The 16,627-nt window shown below is 40.2% G+C and carries 15 protein-coding genes; 12 read left to right on the top strand and 3 right to left on the bottom strand.

All coding sequences use genetic code 11. The features are described from left to right. The first annotated feature begins 32 nt into the window (after nt 1-32). From HMPREF1504_RS08475 to HMPREF1504_RS08455, 5 genes are all read left to right on the top strand, one after another. Nucleotides 33-248 (top strand): hypothetical protein, encoded by a 216-nt coding sequence (locus tag HMPREF1504_RS08475; protein ID WP_005381230.1) that lies wholly within the window; start codon nt 33-35, stop codon nt 246-248. Between the two features lie 456 nt (nt 249-704). Next, entirely contained in the window at nt 705-1,226 is a 522-nt protein-coding gene (locus HMPREF1504_RS08470; RefSeq protein WP_038125088.1) for a MarR family winged helix-turn-helix transcriptional regulator, read from the top strand. A gap of 85 nt (nt 1,227-1,311) precedes the next feature. Continuing rightward, the gene (locus HMPREF1504_RS08465) at nt 1,312-1,743 is read left to right on the top strand and encodes a hypothetical protein (RefSeq protein WP_038125086.1); all 432 of its coding nucleotides are present in this window, start codon (nt 1,312-1,314) and stop codon (nt 1,741-1,743) included. A 183-nt stretch (nt 1,744-1,926) separates the two neighbouring features. Then, nucleotides 1,927-2,697 (top strand): carboxymuconolactone decarboxylase family protein, encoded by a 771-nt coding sequence (locus HMPREF1504_RS08460; RefSeq protein ID WP_038125084.1) that lies wholly within the window; start codon nt 1,927-1,929, stop codon nt 2,695-2,697. 98 nt (nt 2,698-2,795) lie between these two features. After that, nucleotides 2,796-3,428 carry a site-2 protease family protein gene (locus HMPREF1504_RS08455; protein WP_005378174.1) on the top strand — a complete coding sequence of 211 codons (633 nt, stop codon included), beginning with the start codon at nt 2,796-2,798 and terminating at the stop codon, nt 3,426-3,428. A gap of 147 nt (nt 3,429-3,575) precedes the next feature. On the opposite strand, the gene HMPREF1504_RS08450 is transcribed toward HMPREF1504_RS08455, so the two are convergent. After that, complete coding sequence (locus HMPREF1504_RS08450) at nt 3,576-3,809, bottom strand: (2Fe-2S)-binding protein (RefSeq protein ID WP_005378014.1); 234 nt, start codon at nt 3,807-3,809, stop codon at nt 3,576-3,578. Nucleotides 3,810-3,968: 159 nt separating this feature from the next. Here HMPREF1504_RS08450 and HMPREF1504_RS08445 point away from each other — a divergent pair, with 159 nt between their 5' ends. The 6 genes from HMPREF1504_RS08445 to HMPREF1504_RS08420 all read left to right on the top strand — a co-directional run bounded on the left by HMPREF1504_RS08445 (nt 3,969) and on the right by HMPREF1504_RS08420 (nt 12,344). Next, on the top strand, nt 3,969-5,117 hold the full coding sequence (locus HMPREF1504_RS08445; RefSeq protein WP_038125082.1) for a glycoside hydrolase family 3 N-terminal domain-containing protein: 1,149 nt from the start codon (nt 3,969-3,971) through the stop codon (nt 5,115-5,117). 141 nt (nt 5,118-5,258) lie between these two features. Then, nucleotides 5,259-6,410 carry a lactaldehyde reductase gene (fucO, locus tag HMPREF1504_RS08440; RefSeq protein WP_038125080.1) on the top strand — a complete coding sequence of 384 codons (1,152 nt, stop codon included), beginning with the start codon at nt 5,259-5,261 and terminating at the stop codon, nt 6,408-6,410. Between the two features lie 157 nt (nt 6,411-6,567). After that, entirely contained in the window at nt 6,568-8,310 is a 1,743-nt protein-coding gene (locus tag HMPREF1504_RS08435) for an RNA-binding domain-containing protein (RefSeq protein ID WP_038125078.1), read from the top strand. 57 nt (nt 8,311-8,367) lie between these two features. Further along, nucleotides 8,368-9,912 carry a ClC family H(+)/Cl(-) exchange transporter gene (locus tag HMPREF1504_RS08430; RefSeq protein ID WP_038125076.1) on the top strand — a complete coding sequence of 515 codons (1,545 nt, stop codon included), beginning with the start codon at nt 8,368-8,370 and terminating at the stop codon, nt 9,910-9,912. A 299-nt stretch (nt 9,913-10,211) separates the two neighbouring features. Further along, complete coding sequence (larA, locus tag HMPREF1504_RS08425; protein ID WP_038125074.1) at nt 10,212-11,486, top strand: nickel-dependent lactate racemase; 1,275 nt, start codon at nt 10,212-10,214, stop codon at nt 11,484-11,486. A gap of 60 nt (nt 11,487-11,546) precedes the next feature. After that, nucleotides 11,547-12,344: a sulfite exporter TauE/SafE family protein gene (locus HMPREF1504_RS08420; RefSeq protein WP_038125072.1), complete on the top strand. Its 798-nt coding sequence runs from the start codon at nt 11,547-11,549 to the stop codon at nt 12,342-12,344. A 338-nt stretch (nt 12,345-12,682) separates the two neighbouring features. Here the strand turns inward: HMPREF1504_RS08420 and HMPREF1504_RS10255 are convergent, their stop codons facing one another. Both HMPREF1504_RS10255 and HMPREF1504_RS08415 read right to left on the bottom strand, forming a co-directional pair. After that, complete coding sequence (locus tag HMPREF1504_RS10255) at nt 12,683-12,775, bottom strand: type II toxin-antitoxin system YafQ family toxin (protein WP_369759942.1); 93 nt, start codon at nt 12,773-12,775, stop codon at nt 12,683-12,685. Nucleotides 12,776-12,793: 18 nt separating this feature from the next. Continuing rightward, nucleotides 12,794-13,075 (bottom strand): type II toxin-antitoxin system RelB/DinJ family antitoxin, encoded by a 282-nt coding sequence (locus HMPREF1504_RS08415; protein WP_005378172.1) that lies wholly within the window; start codon nt 13,073-13,075, stop codon nt 12,794-12,796. A gap of 525 nt (nt 13,076-13,600) precedes the next feature. Here HMPREF1504_RS08415 and HMPREF1504_RS08410 point away from each other — a divergent pair. Beyond that, on the top strand, nt 13,601-16,423 hold the full coding sequence (locus tag HMPREF1504_RS08410) for an FAD-binding and (Fe-S)-binding domain-containing protein (RefSeq protein WP_038125070.1): 2,823 nt from the start codon (nt 13,601-13,603) through the stop codon (nt 16,421-16,423). Nucleotides 16,424-16,627: the final 204 nt, after the last annotated feature.

Below are 16,627 nucleotides of genomic sequence, written 5' to 3'. Positions count from 1 at the left end.
TTACTAATGATACAGTTTAGTTGGAGGCAACTATGGCAACGCGAAGCACAATAAAAGATTGGTTTGTCAATCATACGAAATTAATACAAAAGGCAATGAACACACTAGATCATTCAGATGTAGTATCTATGCCTGTTATGCCCATCCATTGGAATAGCGTATCGCAAGAAGTTTTAACCTGGACCATGCTCGTTGATATGGCTGTTGTAGATGAAAAAACAACTCATACAAATTCATATCATACTTAAGGATAAATATATTCCTAATACTAAAGGGTGCATGTGGTTGCACATCGAAAATGAGTTTTTGATGTGCAATCCCATGCACCCTTTTTTTTATAATCTTTATAAATTCCTAATGGATTCTAATGTAAAATGCTATATTGCGATTAGCTAAATATAGATTAGCGTCCATGGCGGATGTGTGGGTGTTTTGAAGCCGACTTTGGCCCTGCGGAGCCCACAGGGCGGAGACAGACCCTTGCTTTATGCAGTTTTATAAATTCTTAAAGCACTTATTGTGTGGAATAGATGAGGGGGCAAAATGACTTCGGGCTCCGCTTGCGCAGTAGCGTGTCATTTTTCCCCCTCATCTATGAGCTTATAAGTTGCTGAAGAATTTACAAAGATGCATTGACCGCTTAATGGAAAATTGTGTACAATTATTTTAGAAATATTAATGTGTGTGTAATGGAGGGCTAGTTAATGGCAAAAATAGGTACATTAGCAGGTTATAATCGCGTTTCAGAGGTTCCAGAAGATGATTATTTAATGTTGGAAAATCAATTGGGATTTCCTTTGTATGTAGTAGCTAAGGAAATCGTAAATGCTTATCGTCCGCATTTGGAACCTTTGAATTTGACATATACTCAATACATTGTCATGATGGCATTGTGGCAATATGGTGAATTATCCGTCAAGGAATTAGGGCAAGTGTTGCGCCTCGATTCTGGTACATTGACGCCGTTGCTTAAGAAATTAGAACTAAAAGGGTTCTTAAAACGTAAACGCAGTCGTAATGATGAACGGGTGGTAATGGTTACTCTTTCAGAAGAAGGCCATGCACTTCGCAAGAAAGCTATCGATGTGCCTAAGAAACTAGTAGCTAGCACGCAAGAAGTTTTTACTGTTCATGAAGCTGCTGAATTGAGAAAGTTGCTTAATAAATTATTAGATACCATTGATGCAGCGCATGGTGTTATCAATCCTGAAGATATTAAACGATAAATATGATATAATTTAATTAGATATTGTATTATTGGGTCATTGGGAGTAGACCTAGTGTTACCCGTTTAGGGTGGAGGCGAACATTATGAATAAGAAATTAGTGACTACATTTGCTCTTGCAGCAACATTATTAGTTGGTTCTGTGGCGAGTGCTGCTGACTGGAACGGTTTGGCAAATTACCCAGAAGTGCCAAACAGTGCTAACGGTACAGAAACTTACTACTTTGACAAAGCATCTCAATTTAATTTGATCGATGGTAGCCGCAACTATGTATTCGGTATTAATGTAGTAAATATGCATAACAACCAATACGGCGAAGCTACATTGTTCAAATATATTGTACATCCTAGCTTGCACACTGTATATCGCTTTGCTCCAGATGGTCAATTGTACCAAATTAATCCTGGCACAAACGAATTCAACATGTTCAAAGCTGCTTGGAAAGAAGTATATGGCACAGAGTTTGCATTCCCTGATGTAAATGCTGTTCCTGCAACTGTAAACGTTCATGCATAATAATTAAATACTTATAATGATACGTATAATGGTGAAAGTTCTTTATAAGGGGCTTTCACCATTGTTGTATATATATGAATGTATAGATATCATATAATTATGATGTTGATAGATTGTATGTTAGGTGAAAGTCTATTAATTGTATGTTAGGTGAAAGCTTAATAATTATTTTAGGAGGTAAGGATGGCAAAATCTGAATTTGCGCAGGCCTATACGGAACGCATGTTCCCCGATATTGCATCGCCAGCAGGATATATAGACCCTGAGTTTGAAGATCTATTTGAAAACTTTGCCTTTCACGAGGTTATTATAGAGGATGGCTGTAATGTAGCAGCGCATAGCCGTTTCTTGGCCATTTTAGCTACCTTGGTTGGGGTAGGTGCTACAGATGAATACTCGTTGATGATGCCAGCTGCGTTAAATTTTGGTGTCATTCCCGATGAAATCGTGGAACTTATTTATCAAGCGGTACCGTATCTTGGCATCGGGAAGGTGCGTCCGTTCTTTAAGATTACTAATAAGATACTCGATTACCGAGATGAAGAAATTCAAAACCCACATCGTAGCACGATTACCAGTGAAAATCGCCTTGAAAAGGGCATCGAAAAGCAAGTGGAAATCTGGGGCGAAGGAATGCATAACTTTTACCAATCGGGATCTGAAGATACGCGTCATATCAATAAATGGTTAGCCAATATGTTTGGCGATTACTATACTCGTAAAGGGCTTAGAACTAAACAACGCGAGCTCATTACCTTTTGTTTTCTCATGGCGCAAGGCGGTTGTGAAGCGCAGCTTAAGGCGCATGTCATTGGTAATTTGAACGTAGGAAATGATAAGAGATTTCTGATTAGCATTGCCTCCCAATGTGTGCCGTATATTGGCTTTCCTCGTGTGTTGAATGCATTGTCTTGCATTAATGCGGGCTTTGCCGAATGGGAAGCAAATCAATAAATGGAACACAAATCAATAAATGAGAAGCCAATTAATGAATTGGAAATAAATCAATACATGATGTAGTAGCCAAGTGCTATTAGATAACAAGGAGTAGTATGATTCTTTCTGGATTAAGTTTAATTATGATTATCGCGTCCATTCCGGCGCTAATCATTGCTGCTGCAGGGCACGAGTATGCTCATGCTAAGGCAGCAGATTTACTGGGTGACCCTACACCGCGTATGATGGGGCGCCTTACGATGAACCCTTTTGTACACCTTGATCTCATTGGATCTTTGGCCTTGATTATAGGTGGATTTGGCTGGGCCAAACCAGTTGTTGTAAATCCCACCAATTTTAAGGACCCGCGGACCGATGATATGATTGTATCCATCGCAGGGCCTATGGCGAATCTTGTGATGGCCTTTATCGGCTACGTTGTTATGCGATGCTTGGAAGCAGCGAACCTATTGGGCAATGACTCCTTGTACCTCGTATTGTTTCTCATCGTCGTGTACAACATTAACTTTGCCATCTTAAATTTGATGCCTGTGCCACCACTCGATGGTAGCCATATTTTGATGAACTTCTTGCCTCTTAAATGGCAAATTCATGTAGCACGATTTAGCATGGTTTCCTTGCTCATCTTGATCGTTATATTAAATTCACCGATTGCTTCGCACATCTTTGTGCCCTTGCAAAAATCGATTCTTGGTGGTTTTGAAAGTATCGTTAACTTGGTGCTATAACCCAACAAAACAGTCCTTTAAATTTAAAAAAGCTATTAGTTGATTGTATATAATCAACTAATAGCTTTTGTGTTTTAGGTGAAAGGGCCCTATATGTGGTCCTGCAAAATAGAACAGGTCTGTTCTATTTTAAAACAAGGGATAATGTTAAATGCGTCCTTGTTCTTTTAGTTCCGCTAGTAATTTTACGATGCGCGGGCCACAGCCTTTGCCACCACAGGCACCAGTGCCTGCTCTAGTCGCTTCTTTGACAGCTGGAAATGTATGAGCCCCATTAAAAATGGCCTCTTTAATCGTTTTGCGTGTAATGCTACGGCATGTACACACCTTTGTTAATTTGTCCAGAATTGCCTCTGGTACTTGGTTATTTTCAAATTCCATATATTCCTCTTTGACTCACACGAGTCATTATATACTAAATTACATCGAAACTTTACGATATAGTTTAGTATAGCATAGAAAAGGTTGTTTTGTTAAGTACATATAACATGGTCGAAGATGATATACTATAAGCATTATAAATTATACTTGGAGGTTAATATGTTACGACGTATAGTAGCAGCGACTATGATTGGTGCTTTAGCACTCACATCAGGTTGCGCATTTCATAATCCCTTTGCCAAGAAGGCAGAGCCTGTAACCTATGAAGCGGTGGTGCAGAGTGAGCTTTCACCAGAAGAAAAGGTAGATAAGCTTGTGGCTAATATGTCCGATGCAGACAAGGTAGGCCAGCTGTTGATGATTGGTATTCACGGCACAACCTTGAATGATGATGCGAAATTTATGCTCAATGAATATCGAGTGGGTGGCATTATCCTGTTCGACCGCAACATGGAGAGTAAGGAGCAGGTGAAAACACTCATTACCGATATTAATAAGGCCGGTAAAAGTGCGGGACTTACGCCATTGTTCATCGGTATCGACCAAGAGGGCGGCGCCGTGGCGCGTATGGAGGACAAGTTGATTAAGGTGCCCCCTGCAGAAGAGCTGGGTCAAGGTTCTGTTGACCATGCAGCAAATCTAGCCAAACAAGTAGGGACTGAACTTAAGGACCTTGGATTTAATATTAATTTTGCGCCTGATGCGGACTTGGGATTAACCTATGGTCGCTCATATAGTACGAATCCCGACCAAGTCGTGAAGTTTGCAGGTGCGGTAGGCAAAGCTTATGACGAATCTGGCTTATGGTATTCGTACAAGCATTTCCCTGGCATTGGTAAAACCGATGTAGATTTACATGCAGACACTAGCGTGGTGCCTGTGTCTAAAGATGCGTTACTCGCTGAGGATACAAAGGTATTTGTAGACCTTATTAAACAGTCGAAACCGAATACGTATATGATTATGGTATCCCATGCGATGTATCCACAAATCGACCCTAATCATCCGTCTAGCTTATCCAAGAAAATCATCACTGATTGGCTTCGTAAAGATATGGGCTATAACGGCGTCGTCGTTACCGATGATATGGACATGGGCGCCCTTGCCAAACACTATACCTTCGGCGATATGGCTGTTCAATCCATCCAAGCTGGCAGTGACATTTTACTCGTATGCCATGAGTATGAACATATGCAAGAGGCCTATAATGGGCTTATGAAAGCCGTTAAAGATGGCACTATTTCTAAGGAACGTCTTGATGCGTCTGTAAAACGAATTTTGCTCATGAAAATGAATCATGGTGTATAAATACTAGGTTAATCCATAGTATATAGTGTATTCATAACAACGTATTTATCCCCTCATACAGGACTTTTTGATACCGATAGAGAATTACTAAGTATAGTTATTCTCTATCGGTTTATTTTTTATTCGTTAGGAGTGAAGTATATGTCTCGGAGAATTATGTTGAACGGCACGTCGTATTTTGGGCAAGGTGCGATTCAGGAGATTGTAAACGAAATTAAGAATCGCCATTTTAAAAAGGTTCTCGTTACATCTACGCCTGATTTATTTGAGTTTAAGGTTGCTACGAAGGTTACGGATTTGCTTGATGCGGCAGGCATTGCTTACGATGTATATGACAATATTAAGCCGAATCCAACCATTGAAAATGTAACATCTGGTGTGGCTACTTGTAAGTCGGCTGGTGCTGATGTAATCGTTGCTGTAGGCGGTGGCAGTGCTATCGACACGAGTAAGGCTATTGCTACGATTATGACAAATCCTGAATTTAGCGATGTGCGTAGTCTTGAAGGCTTGGCGCCTACAAAACATCCTTGCTTGCCGATTATCGCTGTGTCTACTACATCCGGTACGGCAGCAGAGGTTACCATCAACTATGTTATCACTGACGTGGAAAAGAACCGCAAATTTGTTTGCGTAGACCCTCATGACATTCCAATTATCGCTATAATCGATCCTGATATGTCCGCGTCTATGCCAACCGGCCTATGTGCTTCTACGGGGATGGATGCCCTCGTTCATGCCGTAGAAGGTTACATTACTAAAGGTGCGTGGGAACTCACTGATATGCTTCATTTGAAAGCTATCGAAATCATCGGCCGTTCCTTGCGCAGCGCAGTGGCTGGCGAATATGCAGGTCGCGAAGCGATGTCCGTAGGCCAATATATTGCGGGCATGGGCTTCTCTAACGTAGGACTTGGCATTGTTCACTCTATGGCCCATCCATTGAGTGCTGTGTACGATATCCCTCATGGTAAGGCTTGTGCCATGCTATTAACAGCCGTATTGAAATTCAATGCCCCTGAAACAGGTGCTAAATACCGTGAAATTGCGCGCGTTATGGGCGTGCCTAATGTGGATGCTATGGATGAAAGCGCCTACCGTCAGGCTGCCATCGACGTTATCCAAAAACTAGCCGACGACGTAGGTATTCCTAAATCCCTCAGCAAAGCTGGCGTAAAACGCGAAGATATTCCATTCCTCGCTGAATCTGCTTTCAACGACGCATGTACGCCAGGTAATCCACGAGATGTAACCATTGATGAAATCATTGGTATTTATGAATCTATATTCTAATTAAGTGTAATTAATAACAATATGGTACAGCATCTATATGGTAAATCATTACTCATATAGATGCTGTTCTTTTTTTGCTCACGAATTCGTGAGCAAGATATTTACATTATGTAAATATAAGGATATACTGTGAGTAAAGCGGTCAGGAGGTGTGAAAATGAAGCATACTGGGCATACAAAGAATACAGAAAATATAGGGTTGATTGAAGATTTGCGAACGGAATTTAAAAGTGATGTTAAGAAACTTTCAGAAGAAACAATAGTTGAGGCCGTTGTAGCATTGGCAAATACAGAGGGTGGTACATTATATATTGGCGTAGAGGATGATGGGACGATTACGGGCGTGCATAAAAACCACCAGTCTACAGCGGGGTTAAGTGCTATGATTTTTAATCGTACGGTACCTAATGTTTCTGTTAGTACAGATATTATGTACAGTTTTACAAAACCTATTATTAGTATTGCGGTTCCAAAGAGTTATGAGTTGATTTATACGTCGAGTGGACGGGCATTACAACGACGGTTAAAAGGGGATGGCACGCCAGAAAATTACCCGATGTTTTTACGTGATATTCGGCGTTATATGGTAAATGCCTATGGTCTAGATGTGTCGGCCTATCCGGTGTTAGATGCGACATTTGATGATTTGTCCTTGCTTGAGTTTGAAAGAATGCGCTCCATGATTTCTAAGTATAGAGGAGATCAGTCGCTACTTGAGCTGGATAATTTAAAATTAGCTCAAGCCTTACAATTAGTACAAACCGTAGATGATACCGTTCATCCAACAATGGCTGGATTGATACTACTAGGTAAAGGTGAGCGAATCAGGGATTTAATACCGACTGCAGAGTCTGCTTTCACCATGATGAAAGGCACTAAATTAATTAGGAATGTATCAGAGCATATCCCTGCACTGCAGGCCATTGAGCGCTGTATTGAATCGTTAGATTTAGTCAATATGATGACGGAGCTATTTCCTGGTCCGGTTGCTGTTCGATTGATGGATATAGATCCTATTTCTTTTAGAGAGGCATTAGTAAATGCTTATTCTCATAGGGATTACACAGAAATGGGGCGCATTCGTGTTGAAATTAACGATGAGCAAATATCAATCACGAGTCCTGGCGATTTTATGCAAGGGATTACACCCAATTCCGTATTGTTTGCAGAACCTCGTAGTCGTAATACCGCATTAGCCGATTCTTTCAAACGAATCGGATTGGCTGAAAAGACGGGGCGTGGTGTGGATAAAATTATTGAACCATCACTATTTGCAGGGCGTCCGGTACCTCGATATGACGAGTCTACAAGTACTTATGTGCGCGTTGTTTTTGATAAGGCACCCGTAGATGATAATTTTGTTACCCTAATTGTACAAAATCAGGTCAAGTCCAATATGGAACTTAGCTTAAGAGGGTTATTGGTTTTGTATAGTATACGTAAACTCAAACAATCTAGTATGGACGATATTATCCATGATTGTCAGTTATCTCCTGCTATCTGTGAAATGAATGTTCAACAATTATTAAAGATGAATATTATCCAATCGATCGATATGGATGGTAAGCAGTTGTATTATTTGAATACTGCTGATTATGTATATCGATTACATGGAACCTCGCAAGTATATGATGTTACACCGACTTATGGAAATCCATATATTAAAGCCTTCCATTCGTTGCTCAATGCTGTTGATCAAGTGACGCGTACAGACGTGGCCAATGCACTAGGTATTTCTAAACCGCAGGCGTATCGGCTCATTATGAAGTTATTCAATAAGGGAATTCTTGAAAAAGTAGGAAACGGAAAGTATACTAGTTATAAATATACTGATACGTATGTAGCGGAGAAACTTCGTTTAGAACGGATGACAGAGAAATCGTTATTGCCGTCCATTTAGAGAATCCTACATAGATTAGACTGATGTTCGATATATTTTCCACGAGGAGGAGAATGCATGAAACTATGGAAACTAAATAAACGCAGCTCTACCTTGGCAGATATGTCGATGAATCGCATATTACTATCTGAACTCATTGTTAAAGGGGCCTTAGTAGGGATTATCGCTGGATTCTTTGGCGCAGCCTATCGATATTTAATCCTTGAGTCTGAGCATATCAGGTGGCATCTAATGGGCGATATTTCCTTGGAATGGGCCATTGGTTGGCTCATTGCTATGGTCATATTCGCCTTTATTGTTGATCGATTGTTAACGTGGGCGCCATTATCTGGTGGTTCCGGTATCCCTCAAATTGAAGGGGAAATGCTCGGTTTATTCGACATGAAGCCGTATCGTACGCTCATTTCCAAGATGATTGGCGGCGTACTCACGGGCTTTGCAGGATTTTCCGTGGGCCGTGAAGGGCCAGCGGTGCAAATTGGCGGCTCTGCCGGTAAAATTGTGTCGTATTGGATGAACTCTGGATTGCGTGAACAGCGGATTCTTACCTCCGCTGGAGCTGGAGCTGGTCTGACCGCTGCCTTTAGCGCACCTGTATCCGGCGCCATGTTCGTTTTTGAAGAGGTGCACAAAAGCTTTTATCCGTACCTCGTCATTCCTACTTTTGTGGCTACGCTCATATCGAACTACATTACGGTAACTATCTTTGGCCTTACGCCGGCCCTCGGATTTTCCGTAACTTCAGGGATGCCGCTTGATTATTTTCCGGTTCTGCTCGGTGTAGGTATTTTAATGGGGCTCTGCGGTGTATTGTTTTGCCGCATGATATTTGCCTTTAAGCGTTTCTTCGAGTGGATGAAATGCTCTCGTTTCTTAAAACTTGTGATTACTTTTGTGACTGTGGCCGTTATCGGCTTTGATTCCCAGCTTTTATTGGGCGGTGGCAATGATCTAGTAGGCCAGCTAGCCTTTCAATCTCATGGTGTATTGCTTCTCGGTGGCATTGTGCTGGGTAAAATCTTGCTCACTACCTTTTGTTATGGCAGCGGCGCACAGGGCGGCATCTTTCTACCGATGCTTGTTATCGGTGCATCAGCCGGTGCTTTTTGTGAAAGCCTGCTTTCATCGGCAGGGTTAATATCTCCAGATTTTGTACCTCAATTTGTTCTTTGTGCCATGGGTGGCATGCTAGCGGCCGCTATGCGTACCCCAATTTTGGCGATTTTACTCGTTCTTGAAATGACGGATAGCTTTTCTAACATCTATGCCATCGGCATTGTTACCATCGTGGCCTACTTGGTGGCAGAACTCTTAAAAGAACCACCTATTTATGATTCCTTATTACAAGCCATGACAGGTCAAAGCAACCTAGAAAATGTTCAAACCTTCTTCCAAACCAAGGTCCCTGTAGTAGCATCCTATGTGGATACACAATTGCAAGACCTCAACTTGCCAGAGGGGACTTTAATCGTTAGCATTCGCCGGAATGGAACATACATCGTGCCTCTAAACGATGTAAAACTACAACCGGGCGATGAACTACAAGTATCGTGCGAACGAGGACGATTAAAAGCAGCAAAATCGTATTTCCAATCTAATTAGTTTAATTATGCTTGTAAGGTGAGCTACCTCAAAAAAGCCGACACGCTATCGCGCTAAAGCGGGACCCGAAGTCGTTTTTTCGAGGCAGCTCACCTTTTTTATTTCTTCAAGTATAGATTGGAAATATGTTTTCTCTGTTTTATTGTGGAGAAGTGTAAGGGGGTGCTAAAAGTGACTTTGGCCCTGCGGAGCCCGAAGGGCGTAGTCAGACCCGGCCGGTGGAGCTTTTAGCACACCCTTACTCTTATCTCCCTTTAGTATTTCTGTTATACTTACTATATATAACAGGAGGTGTCGATATGAAGACGTATTCTTTTCCGTATGATTATAAAAGTGTAGATGTGTCTATTGATGAGCGGTTTGTGCAAGGGGCTCTTGTGTCTAATGCGGCGGCGTATGTAGCTGAGAAGAGTCCCGCTGAGCTTGTAGAGGAGGCTCTTGATCATCCGATTAACAGTCTGCCTCTTGAAGAATTGGTTAAGGGAAAACGCAATATGGTTATTATTACGAGTGACCATACGCGCCCTATGCCAAGTAAGGTGACGTTGCCTATTTTGCTTCGTCGTATTCGCGCGGTGAATCCGACAATTGATATTACGATTCTGATTGCTACTGGATTTCACCGGGCCATGACGCACGATGAGATGGTGCATCGGTTTGGCGAGGATATCGTGAATAACGAAAAACTGATCAATCATGACTCTGAGGATGCTGAGAATATGGTGGAAATCGGCACGTTGCCATCTGGCGGCAAGTGTGTCATCAATCGTTTGGCGGTAGAAACGGAATTGCTCATCTCCGAAGGGCTAATTAATCCTCATTTCTTTGCGGGCTTCTCGGGCGGCCGCAAATCCGTGTTGCCTGGCGTTGCCTCCAAGGTGACGGTGTTGGCTAATCATTGTGCTGAATTTATTGAAAGCGAGCATTCCCGAACCGGTAAAATCGATGAAAATCCAATTCATAAGGATATGTTGTACGCCGCACGAAAAGCGAATTTGCAGTTCATCCTAAATGTTATCATCGATAGCAAAAAGGAAATCATCAAGGCTGTAGCGGGTGATTGTGTAGATGCCCATAAGGAAGGATATGAGTTTATTCGTTCCTTGTCCTCTGTGAAAGCTATTCCTGCAGATATCGTTATCACAAGTAATGGTGGATATCCATCTGACCAAAATCTATATCAATCCGTAAAGGGTATGACTGCTGGCGAAGCCTCTTGTAAGGATGGCGGTGTTATCATCATCGCTGCTTCCTGTAAAGAAGGACATGGGGGACAAGCATTATATGAGGCTTTCAAAAATATGGAAAGCCCTCAAAAAATCCTAGATGATATCCATGGCGTACCGCGTAATGAAACTAAACCATACCAATGGAAAATTCAAATTTTAGCGCGTATTTTGAATCACTATAAGGTTATCGTTGTGACTCAAGATTGCGATCATCAAGTCATTCGCGATATGCACATGACGCCTGCGTCCACATTAGATGAAGCATTGTGCATCGCCCGTGGCATTATGGGCGAGGATGCATCGATTACTATAATCCCTAATGGATCTACAGTGATTGTAGAATAGTTATGTCTATTGTATTTTTACAATGGAAAGTCCTTTACGTGGTAGTGTAGGAGTGTGATTATGTCTGATAATATAGTTTTGTTTTATTTATTTTTTATTGTAGTTGGTTTTTTTACCGCTATGTTTGGAACGATAATTGGAGCGGGTGGAGGCCTTGTATTTGTACCATTATTTATGTATTGGTTTCCAGAATGGTCTCCATCTATGATTGTGGGAACATCGCTATTTTCTGTTATGTGTAATGCCATCTCTGGGTCATTAGCATATTTACGGCAGAAAAAGGTGTATGTTAGCGCTGCACTTATATTTAGTATTTCCACATTCCCAGGTGCTATTTTAGGTGCTCGTATGTCTGGATGGTTCACTGGTAATGGATTTATGTTTGCCTTTGGCTGTTTTATGCTATGTGCTTCATTCTTGATTGGTTTTAAGAACTTTGGTAGAAAAGGAGAGCGTAAAGAAGAATCTTTGACTAAAGATCAAGTGACGTACAATAAACCAATCGGTATTGCTATTAGTGTTATTGTTGGTTTTATCTCTAGTATTTTCGGTATCGGTGGCGGCCTAGTACATGTGCCTGCTCTGATTTACATCATGGGTTTTCCCACACATTTAGCAACGGCTACTAGTCATGCTATTTTGGCTGTGTCGACTGCCGTTGGTGTTATTACACATCTTATAGAGAATCATATTGTATTTAGCATTGCTATTCCGGCTAGTATTGGTGCTATATTTGGGGCCCAAGCAGGCGCTCAAATAGCAAAACGCCTCAAAGCTAAGGCTATCTTGGCACTTATGAGCATCGGCGTATTTGCATTGGCGATTAAATTGATTATTAGCTCTGGGATATTGTTTTAAGTAGGATAGATATTCATATACATTGCTTTTTAAAATTAGTACAGGCCTGTTCTAATTTATATGGAGGCCTATATGTGAGGCTTTTAGAATTAGAACACGCCTGTTCTAATTTATAAGAGCACTTAAATATGATGCTTTTACAAATAGAACACGCCTGTACTAATTTATAAGAGCACCTAAATGTGATACTTTTACAACTAGAACACGCCTGTTCTAATTTACAAGAGTACCTATATAGTCTAAACATAAGAAAAATATATAAAAGGGCTGTAACAAAAATAGTTTTACCACATTTTTGTTACAGCCTTTTTGCTGTTTTTCATAGCCATATATGTTGTTTAAAATAAATCTGCATGTGTTCCAGTTCGGAATAGAAATAATTCAAGTACATCTGTATCTTTTCGATAAATTAATAGCCAATCTGGTTCTATATGGCATTTTCAACAATCTTAAGTTTCATTTTCAACATCCTTAAGTAATTCTGCAAAACTACTATACCGTTTGTATTTTTCCGGATGAGCTTTCATAGTTTCATATTCTGCTAAGGCTTGTATTGTTTCTGTATTTGGTTTTGCACGTTTTACTTCGAATGGGATACCATCATGATTTAATGCAGATTTTAAGAACATAGTGATAGCAGATGACATGCTGAGGCCTAAGTCATTAAACAATGCTTCGGCATCTTTTTTTAACAATTCGTCAACTCGTATATTGATATTAGTTGTAGCCATAATTATCACCTCTTTTTACAAATATTATATCAATTTGTAAAACAAAATCAAGCAAAAGTATTTACATGTTTTACAAATGTTGAGGCGTGATAATAATAGATTACTATTAAAAATCGAGCAAATAGTAGATCTATTCCTAAAACGCATAACTAATTTATATTGATAATTCCTAATGTATAATATACAGGATACTAGGGAAATTCACATAAATATTCATATATTGGTGTAGATCTGTATTCATGCTACATACCTCTTAATCCCCATGAATACACATATTGATAGGGGATACCCATAAGGGCTTTTATAAGTGGTTATCATATATTTTTATTGATGTGTGTTCCTAGGAAATGCACTTGTTTTTTTGGTAAATGAAATCAACTTTCAACTAAGATACATTTTGTATTGTGTATCTATAGAATTTATATTTCATATACAATTTATGCATAATGGTAGCGACCGAAATGAGAACGGCGTATACTAGTTATAAAAGAAATTTTCCTAAGGATAGGATTGGAGGCTTTTCAAGTGAGTATATTAGTTAAAGATTATGATCGTTTTGCCAAAGAGGCGCAAGCGATTTGTAAGGATCGTGTTTATACAGACCGTCTGCGCCGTTATGCGTATGGTGTAGATGCATCTTGTTATAGTTATTTACCAAAAGTAGTGGTAAAAGCAGAAAACGAATCCGAAGTACGTCGTCTTATTCGTTTGTGTCAACAATGTGGCACACCATTTACATTCCGTGCGGCTGGCTCTTCTTTGTCTGGTCAATGTTCCAGTGAAGACGTGCTTATCGTTTGTAATGATGGCTTCAAAAAAATGGAAGTTATCGACGATGGCAAAGCATTGCGTTGTGAATGTGGTGTTATCGGTTCCGATGCGAATGATTTGTTGAAACCATATAATCGTAAAATCGGTCCAGACCCTGCAACGCTTGCAACAGCATTGGTAGGCGGTATTTTGAACAATAACTCCTCCGGTATGTGCTGTGGTACTGCACAAAACTCTTATAAAACAATTCGCTCTATTCGCGTTGTCTTATTAGATGGTTCCATTTTGGATACATCTGATAAAAAGAGCATCGATCAATTCCTCAAAGAAAAACCACAAATGGTTGAAGATATTTTGCAATTGCGCAAAGAAATCTTGGCTGATGAAGAGTTGACTCATTTGATTCATCACAAATATAAAATCAAAAATACTACAGGTTACGGTTTGAACTCCCTTGTAGATTTTGAAGATATTATCGATATTATCAATCACTTGTTCATCGGTTCCGAAGGTACATTGGGCTTTGTATCTGAAATCGTGTACAACACTGTTGAAGATGTACCTCACAAAGGTTGCGGTCTCATGTTCTTCAGCACATTGAACGACGCATCTCTTGCCGTTGTAGCCTTGGCTAATATGGGCCGTGAAAAGGTTGTTGCTGCTGAAATGATGGACTATCAATCCTTAAAAGCAGTTCAAACTCTAGATAATGTACCTGATTTCGTTCGTGAAGTTCCAGAAGGTACAAGTGCTATCTTATTCCAAACTGAAAGCTATTCTAAAGAAATTGTTGATGAAAACTTGGCTTTCATTAAAGAACAATTGAAAGACATTCCAACAGCTATTCCAAGTCTTTATTCTCAAGATCCTAAAGAATACGATTCCTGGTGGGCAATCCGTAAAGGTATCTTGCCAATCGTTGGTGGTCAACGTAGAAAAGGTACTACTGTTATCACAGAAGACGTTTGCTTCCAAATCGAAGACTTCACTAAGGGCATCGAAATGCTTACTGAATTATTCCACAAATACGATTTCGTTGATGGTGGTGTAATCTTCGGTCATGCGTTGTCTGGTAACGTTCACTTTAACATTACTCCTGATTTCAGTGACCCTAAAGATACTAAGAACTTTGGTGATTTGGTAAAAGAAATGTCCGAACGCGTATCTGGTTTTGGTGGTTCTTTGAAAGCCGAACATGGTACAGGCCGCATGGTGGCACCTTTCATCGAAATGGAATGGGGCCGCAAAGCGTACGAAATCAACCGTCGTATCAAAGCTATCTTTGACCCTACTCGCATCTTGAACCCTGATGTTATGATTACTGACGATCCAGATGTGTACAAGAAAAATCTTAAAGCACAATGTGTTATCGATGATGCTTTCACAATCTGTATGGAATGCGGTTTCTGTGAAAAGAACTGCCCTAGCCGTAATTTGACATTGACACCACGCCAACGTATCGCATTGTTGCGCGAAACTAAACGCCTTGAAAATGAAGGCAATTTCGCTGTTGCAAACGAACTTAAAAAAGGTTATGAATATTTCGGTGTTGAAACTTGTGCTGCATGCTCCATGTGTAAAGGTCTTTGCCCACTTAGCATCGATACTGCACAAATCGCATTATCCATGCGTCGCATCGATCCTCCAGCACCTGGTTTGGCTAAGAAAATTTACGACAACTTCTCCAGTACTCTTGAAATGTGCCGTGCCGGTGTAAGCCTTGAAGGCATTGCTGGTGCTATTATCACACAAAAAGCAATTTCCAAAATCACTGAAGGTTTACATGGCGTAACTGGCGTAACACCTTATGTACCTAAAACAACACCTAAGGCTAACCGCTATAAATTGAAAAACCGCATTAAACCTACTAACTTTGAAAAGGTTGTATACTTCAGTACTTGTGCGAACCGTGCGTTCCGTCAAAACCAAGGTTATGATGATCAACGCAGCTTGCAACAAGTTGTTGAAAGCCTCTGCAATAAGGCTCAAATCGATATTATCTATCCTGAACATATCGAAAACCTCTGCTGCGGATTGAGCTTTGAAAACTACGATGACGTACATGAACGTGCTGTAAAAGATTTACACGATGCGTTGATGAAAGCATCTCAAAATGGTAAATATCCAATCGTTATCGACCATAGTGCATGCTTTAACCATGCGTTCAAACATATGCCAGATTTAGAAATCAATGATATTTCTGAATTCTTATGCAAATTCGTAGTATCTCGTCTTGACATTACAAAATGCGATGAACGCGTTATTGTTCATAAACAATGTAAAATCAAAGTATTGGGCAAATCTCAATATATTGAAGACTTGGCACGTCTATGCTCTGACCATGTATTCAATATTAAATCCTTCGCATGCGATGGTTTTGCTGGTCAAAAAGGTTTCTTCACACCAGAACTTAATAAATGTGCTACAAAAGACCTTGCTAGTGAAGTTGCCGAATACGGTGCTACACTTGGCGTAAGTTCCAGTTCTACATGTGAAATTGGTCTTGGTGAAAGTGGCGGCATTCCATTCGTAAGCGTTGCGTACTTGTTAGATCGTTGCTCTAAGGCTAAAAAATAATATGTAAAAGCTATAATTGATAGTGTTTACTAGTTGTATATTTCTATGCTATATTACTCATAGGTAGAGTGTATGAAATTACCGACAATATAACAAAAAAGGACGAGTTGCGGCTCGTCCTTTTTTTGTATATAGTTTTAGTATACCTATAATGGTATTTAACATATTACATGACGGTACTTAATAAATAATATAGAGGTTTTA

The organism is Veillonella sp. ICM51a, assembly GCF_000524355.1.
Lineage (GTDB): Bacteria > Bacillota > Negativicutes > Veillonellales > Veillonellaceae > Veillonella > Veillonella atypica.
Note: the sequence above shows the minus strand (reverse complement) of the source record. Positions and strands in the feature narration are given on the sequence as shown.

What these genes read in the sequence shown, in the direction of transcription:
- HMPREF1504_RS08475 (WP_005381230.1), top strand. Translation starts at nt 33, where the DNA reads ATGGCAACGCGAAGCACAATAAAAGATTGGTTTGTCAATCATACGAAA.
- HMPREF1504_RS08470 (WP_038125088.1), top strand. Translation starts at nt 705, where the DNA reads ATGGCAAAAATAGGTACATTAGCAGGTTATAATCGCGTTTCAGAGGTT.
- HMPREF1504_RS08465 (WP_038125086.1), top strand. Translation starts at nt 1,312, where the DNA reads ATGAATAAGAAATTAGTGACTACATTTGCTCTTGCAGCAACATTATTA.
- HMPREF1504_RS08460 (WP_038125084.1), top strand. Translation starts at nt 1,927, where the DNA reads ATGGCAAAATCTGAATTTGCGCAGGCCTATACGGAACGCATGTTCCCC.
- HMPREF1504_RS08455 (WP_005378174.1), top strand. Translation starts at nt 2,796, where the DNA reads ATGATTCTTTCTGGATTAAGTTTAATTATGATTATCGCGTCCATTCCG.
- HMPREF1504_RS08450 (WP_005378014.1), bottom strand. Translation starts at nt 3,809, where the DNA reads ATGGAATTTGAAAATAACCAAGTACCAGAGGCAATTCTGGACAAATTA.
- HMPREF1504_RS08445 (WP_038125082.1), top strand. Translation starts at nt 3,969, where the DNA reads ATGTTACGACGTATAGTAGCAGCGACTATGATTGGTGCTTTAGCACTC.
- fucO (WP_038125080.1), top strand. Translation starts at nt 5,259, where the DNA reads ATGTCTCGGAGAATTATGTTGAACGGCACGTCGTATTTTGGGCAAGGT.
- HMPREF1504_RS08435 (WP_038125078.1), top strand. Translation starts at nt 6,568, where the DNA reads ATGAAGCATACTGGGCATACAAAGAATACAGAAAATATAGGGTTGATT.
- HMPREF1504_RS08430 (WP_038125076.1), top strand. Translation starts at nt 8,368, where the DNA reads ATGAAACTATGGAAACTAAATAAACGCAGCTCTACCTTGGCAGATATG.
- larA (WP_038125074.1), top strand. Translation starts at nt 10,212, where the DNA reads ATGAAGACGTATTCTTTTCCGTATGATTATAAAAGTGTAGATGTGTCT.
- HMPREF1504_RS08420 (WP_038125072.1), top strand. Translation starts at nt 11,547, where the DNA reads ATGTCTGATAATATAGTTTTGTTTTATTTATTTTTTATTGTAGTTGGT.
- HMPREF1504_RS08415 (WP_005378172.1), bottom strand. Translation starts at nt 13,075, where the DNA reads ATGGCTACAACTAATATCAATATACGAGTTGACGAATTGTTAAAAAAA.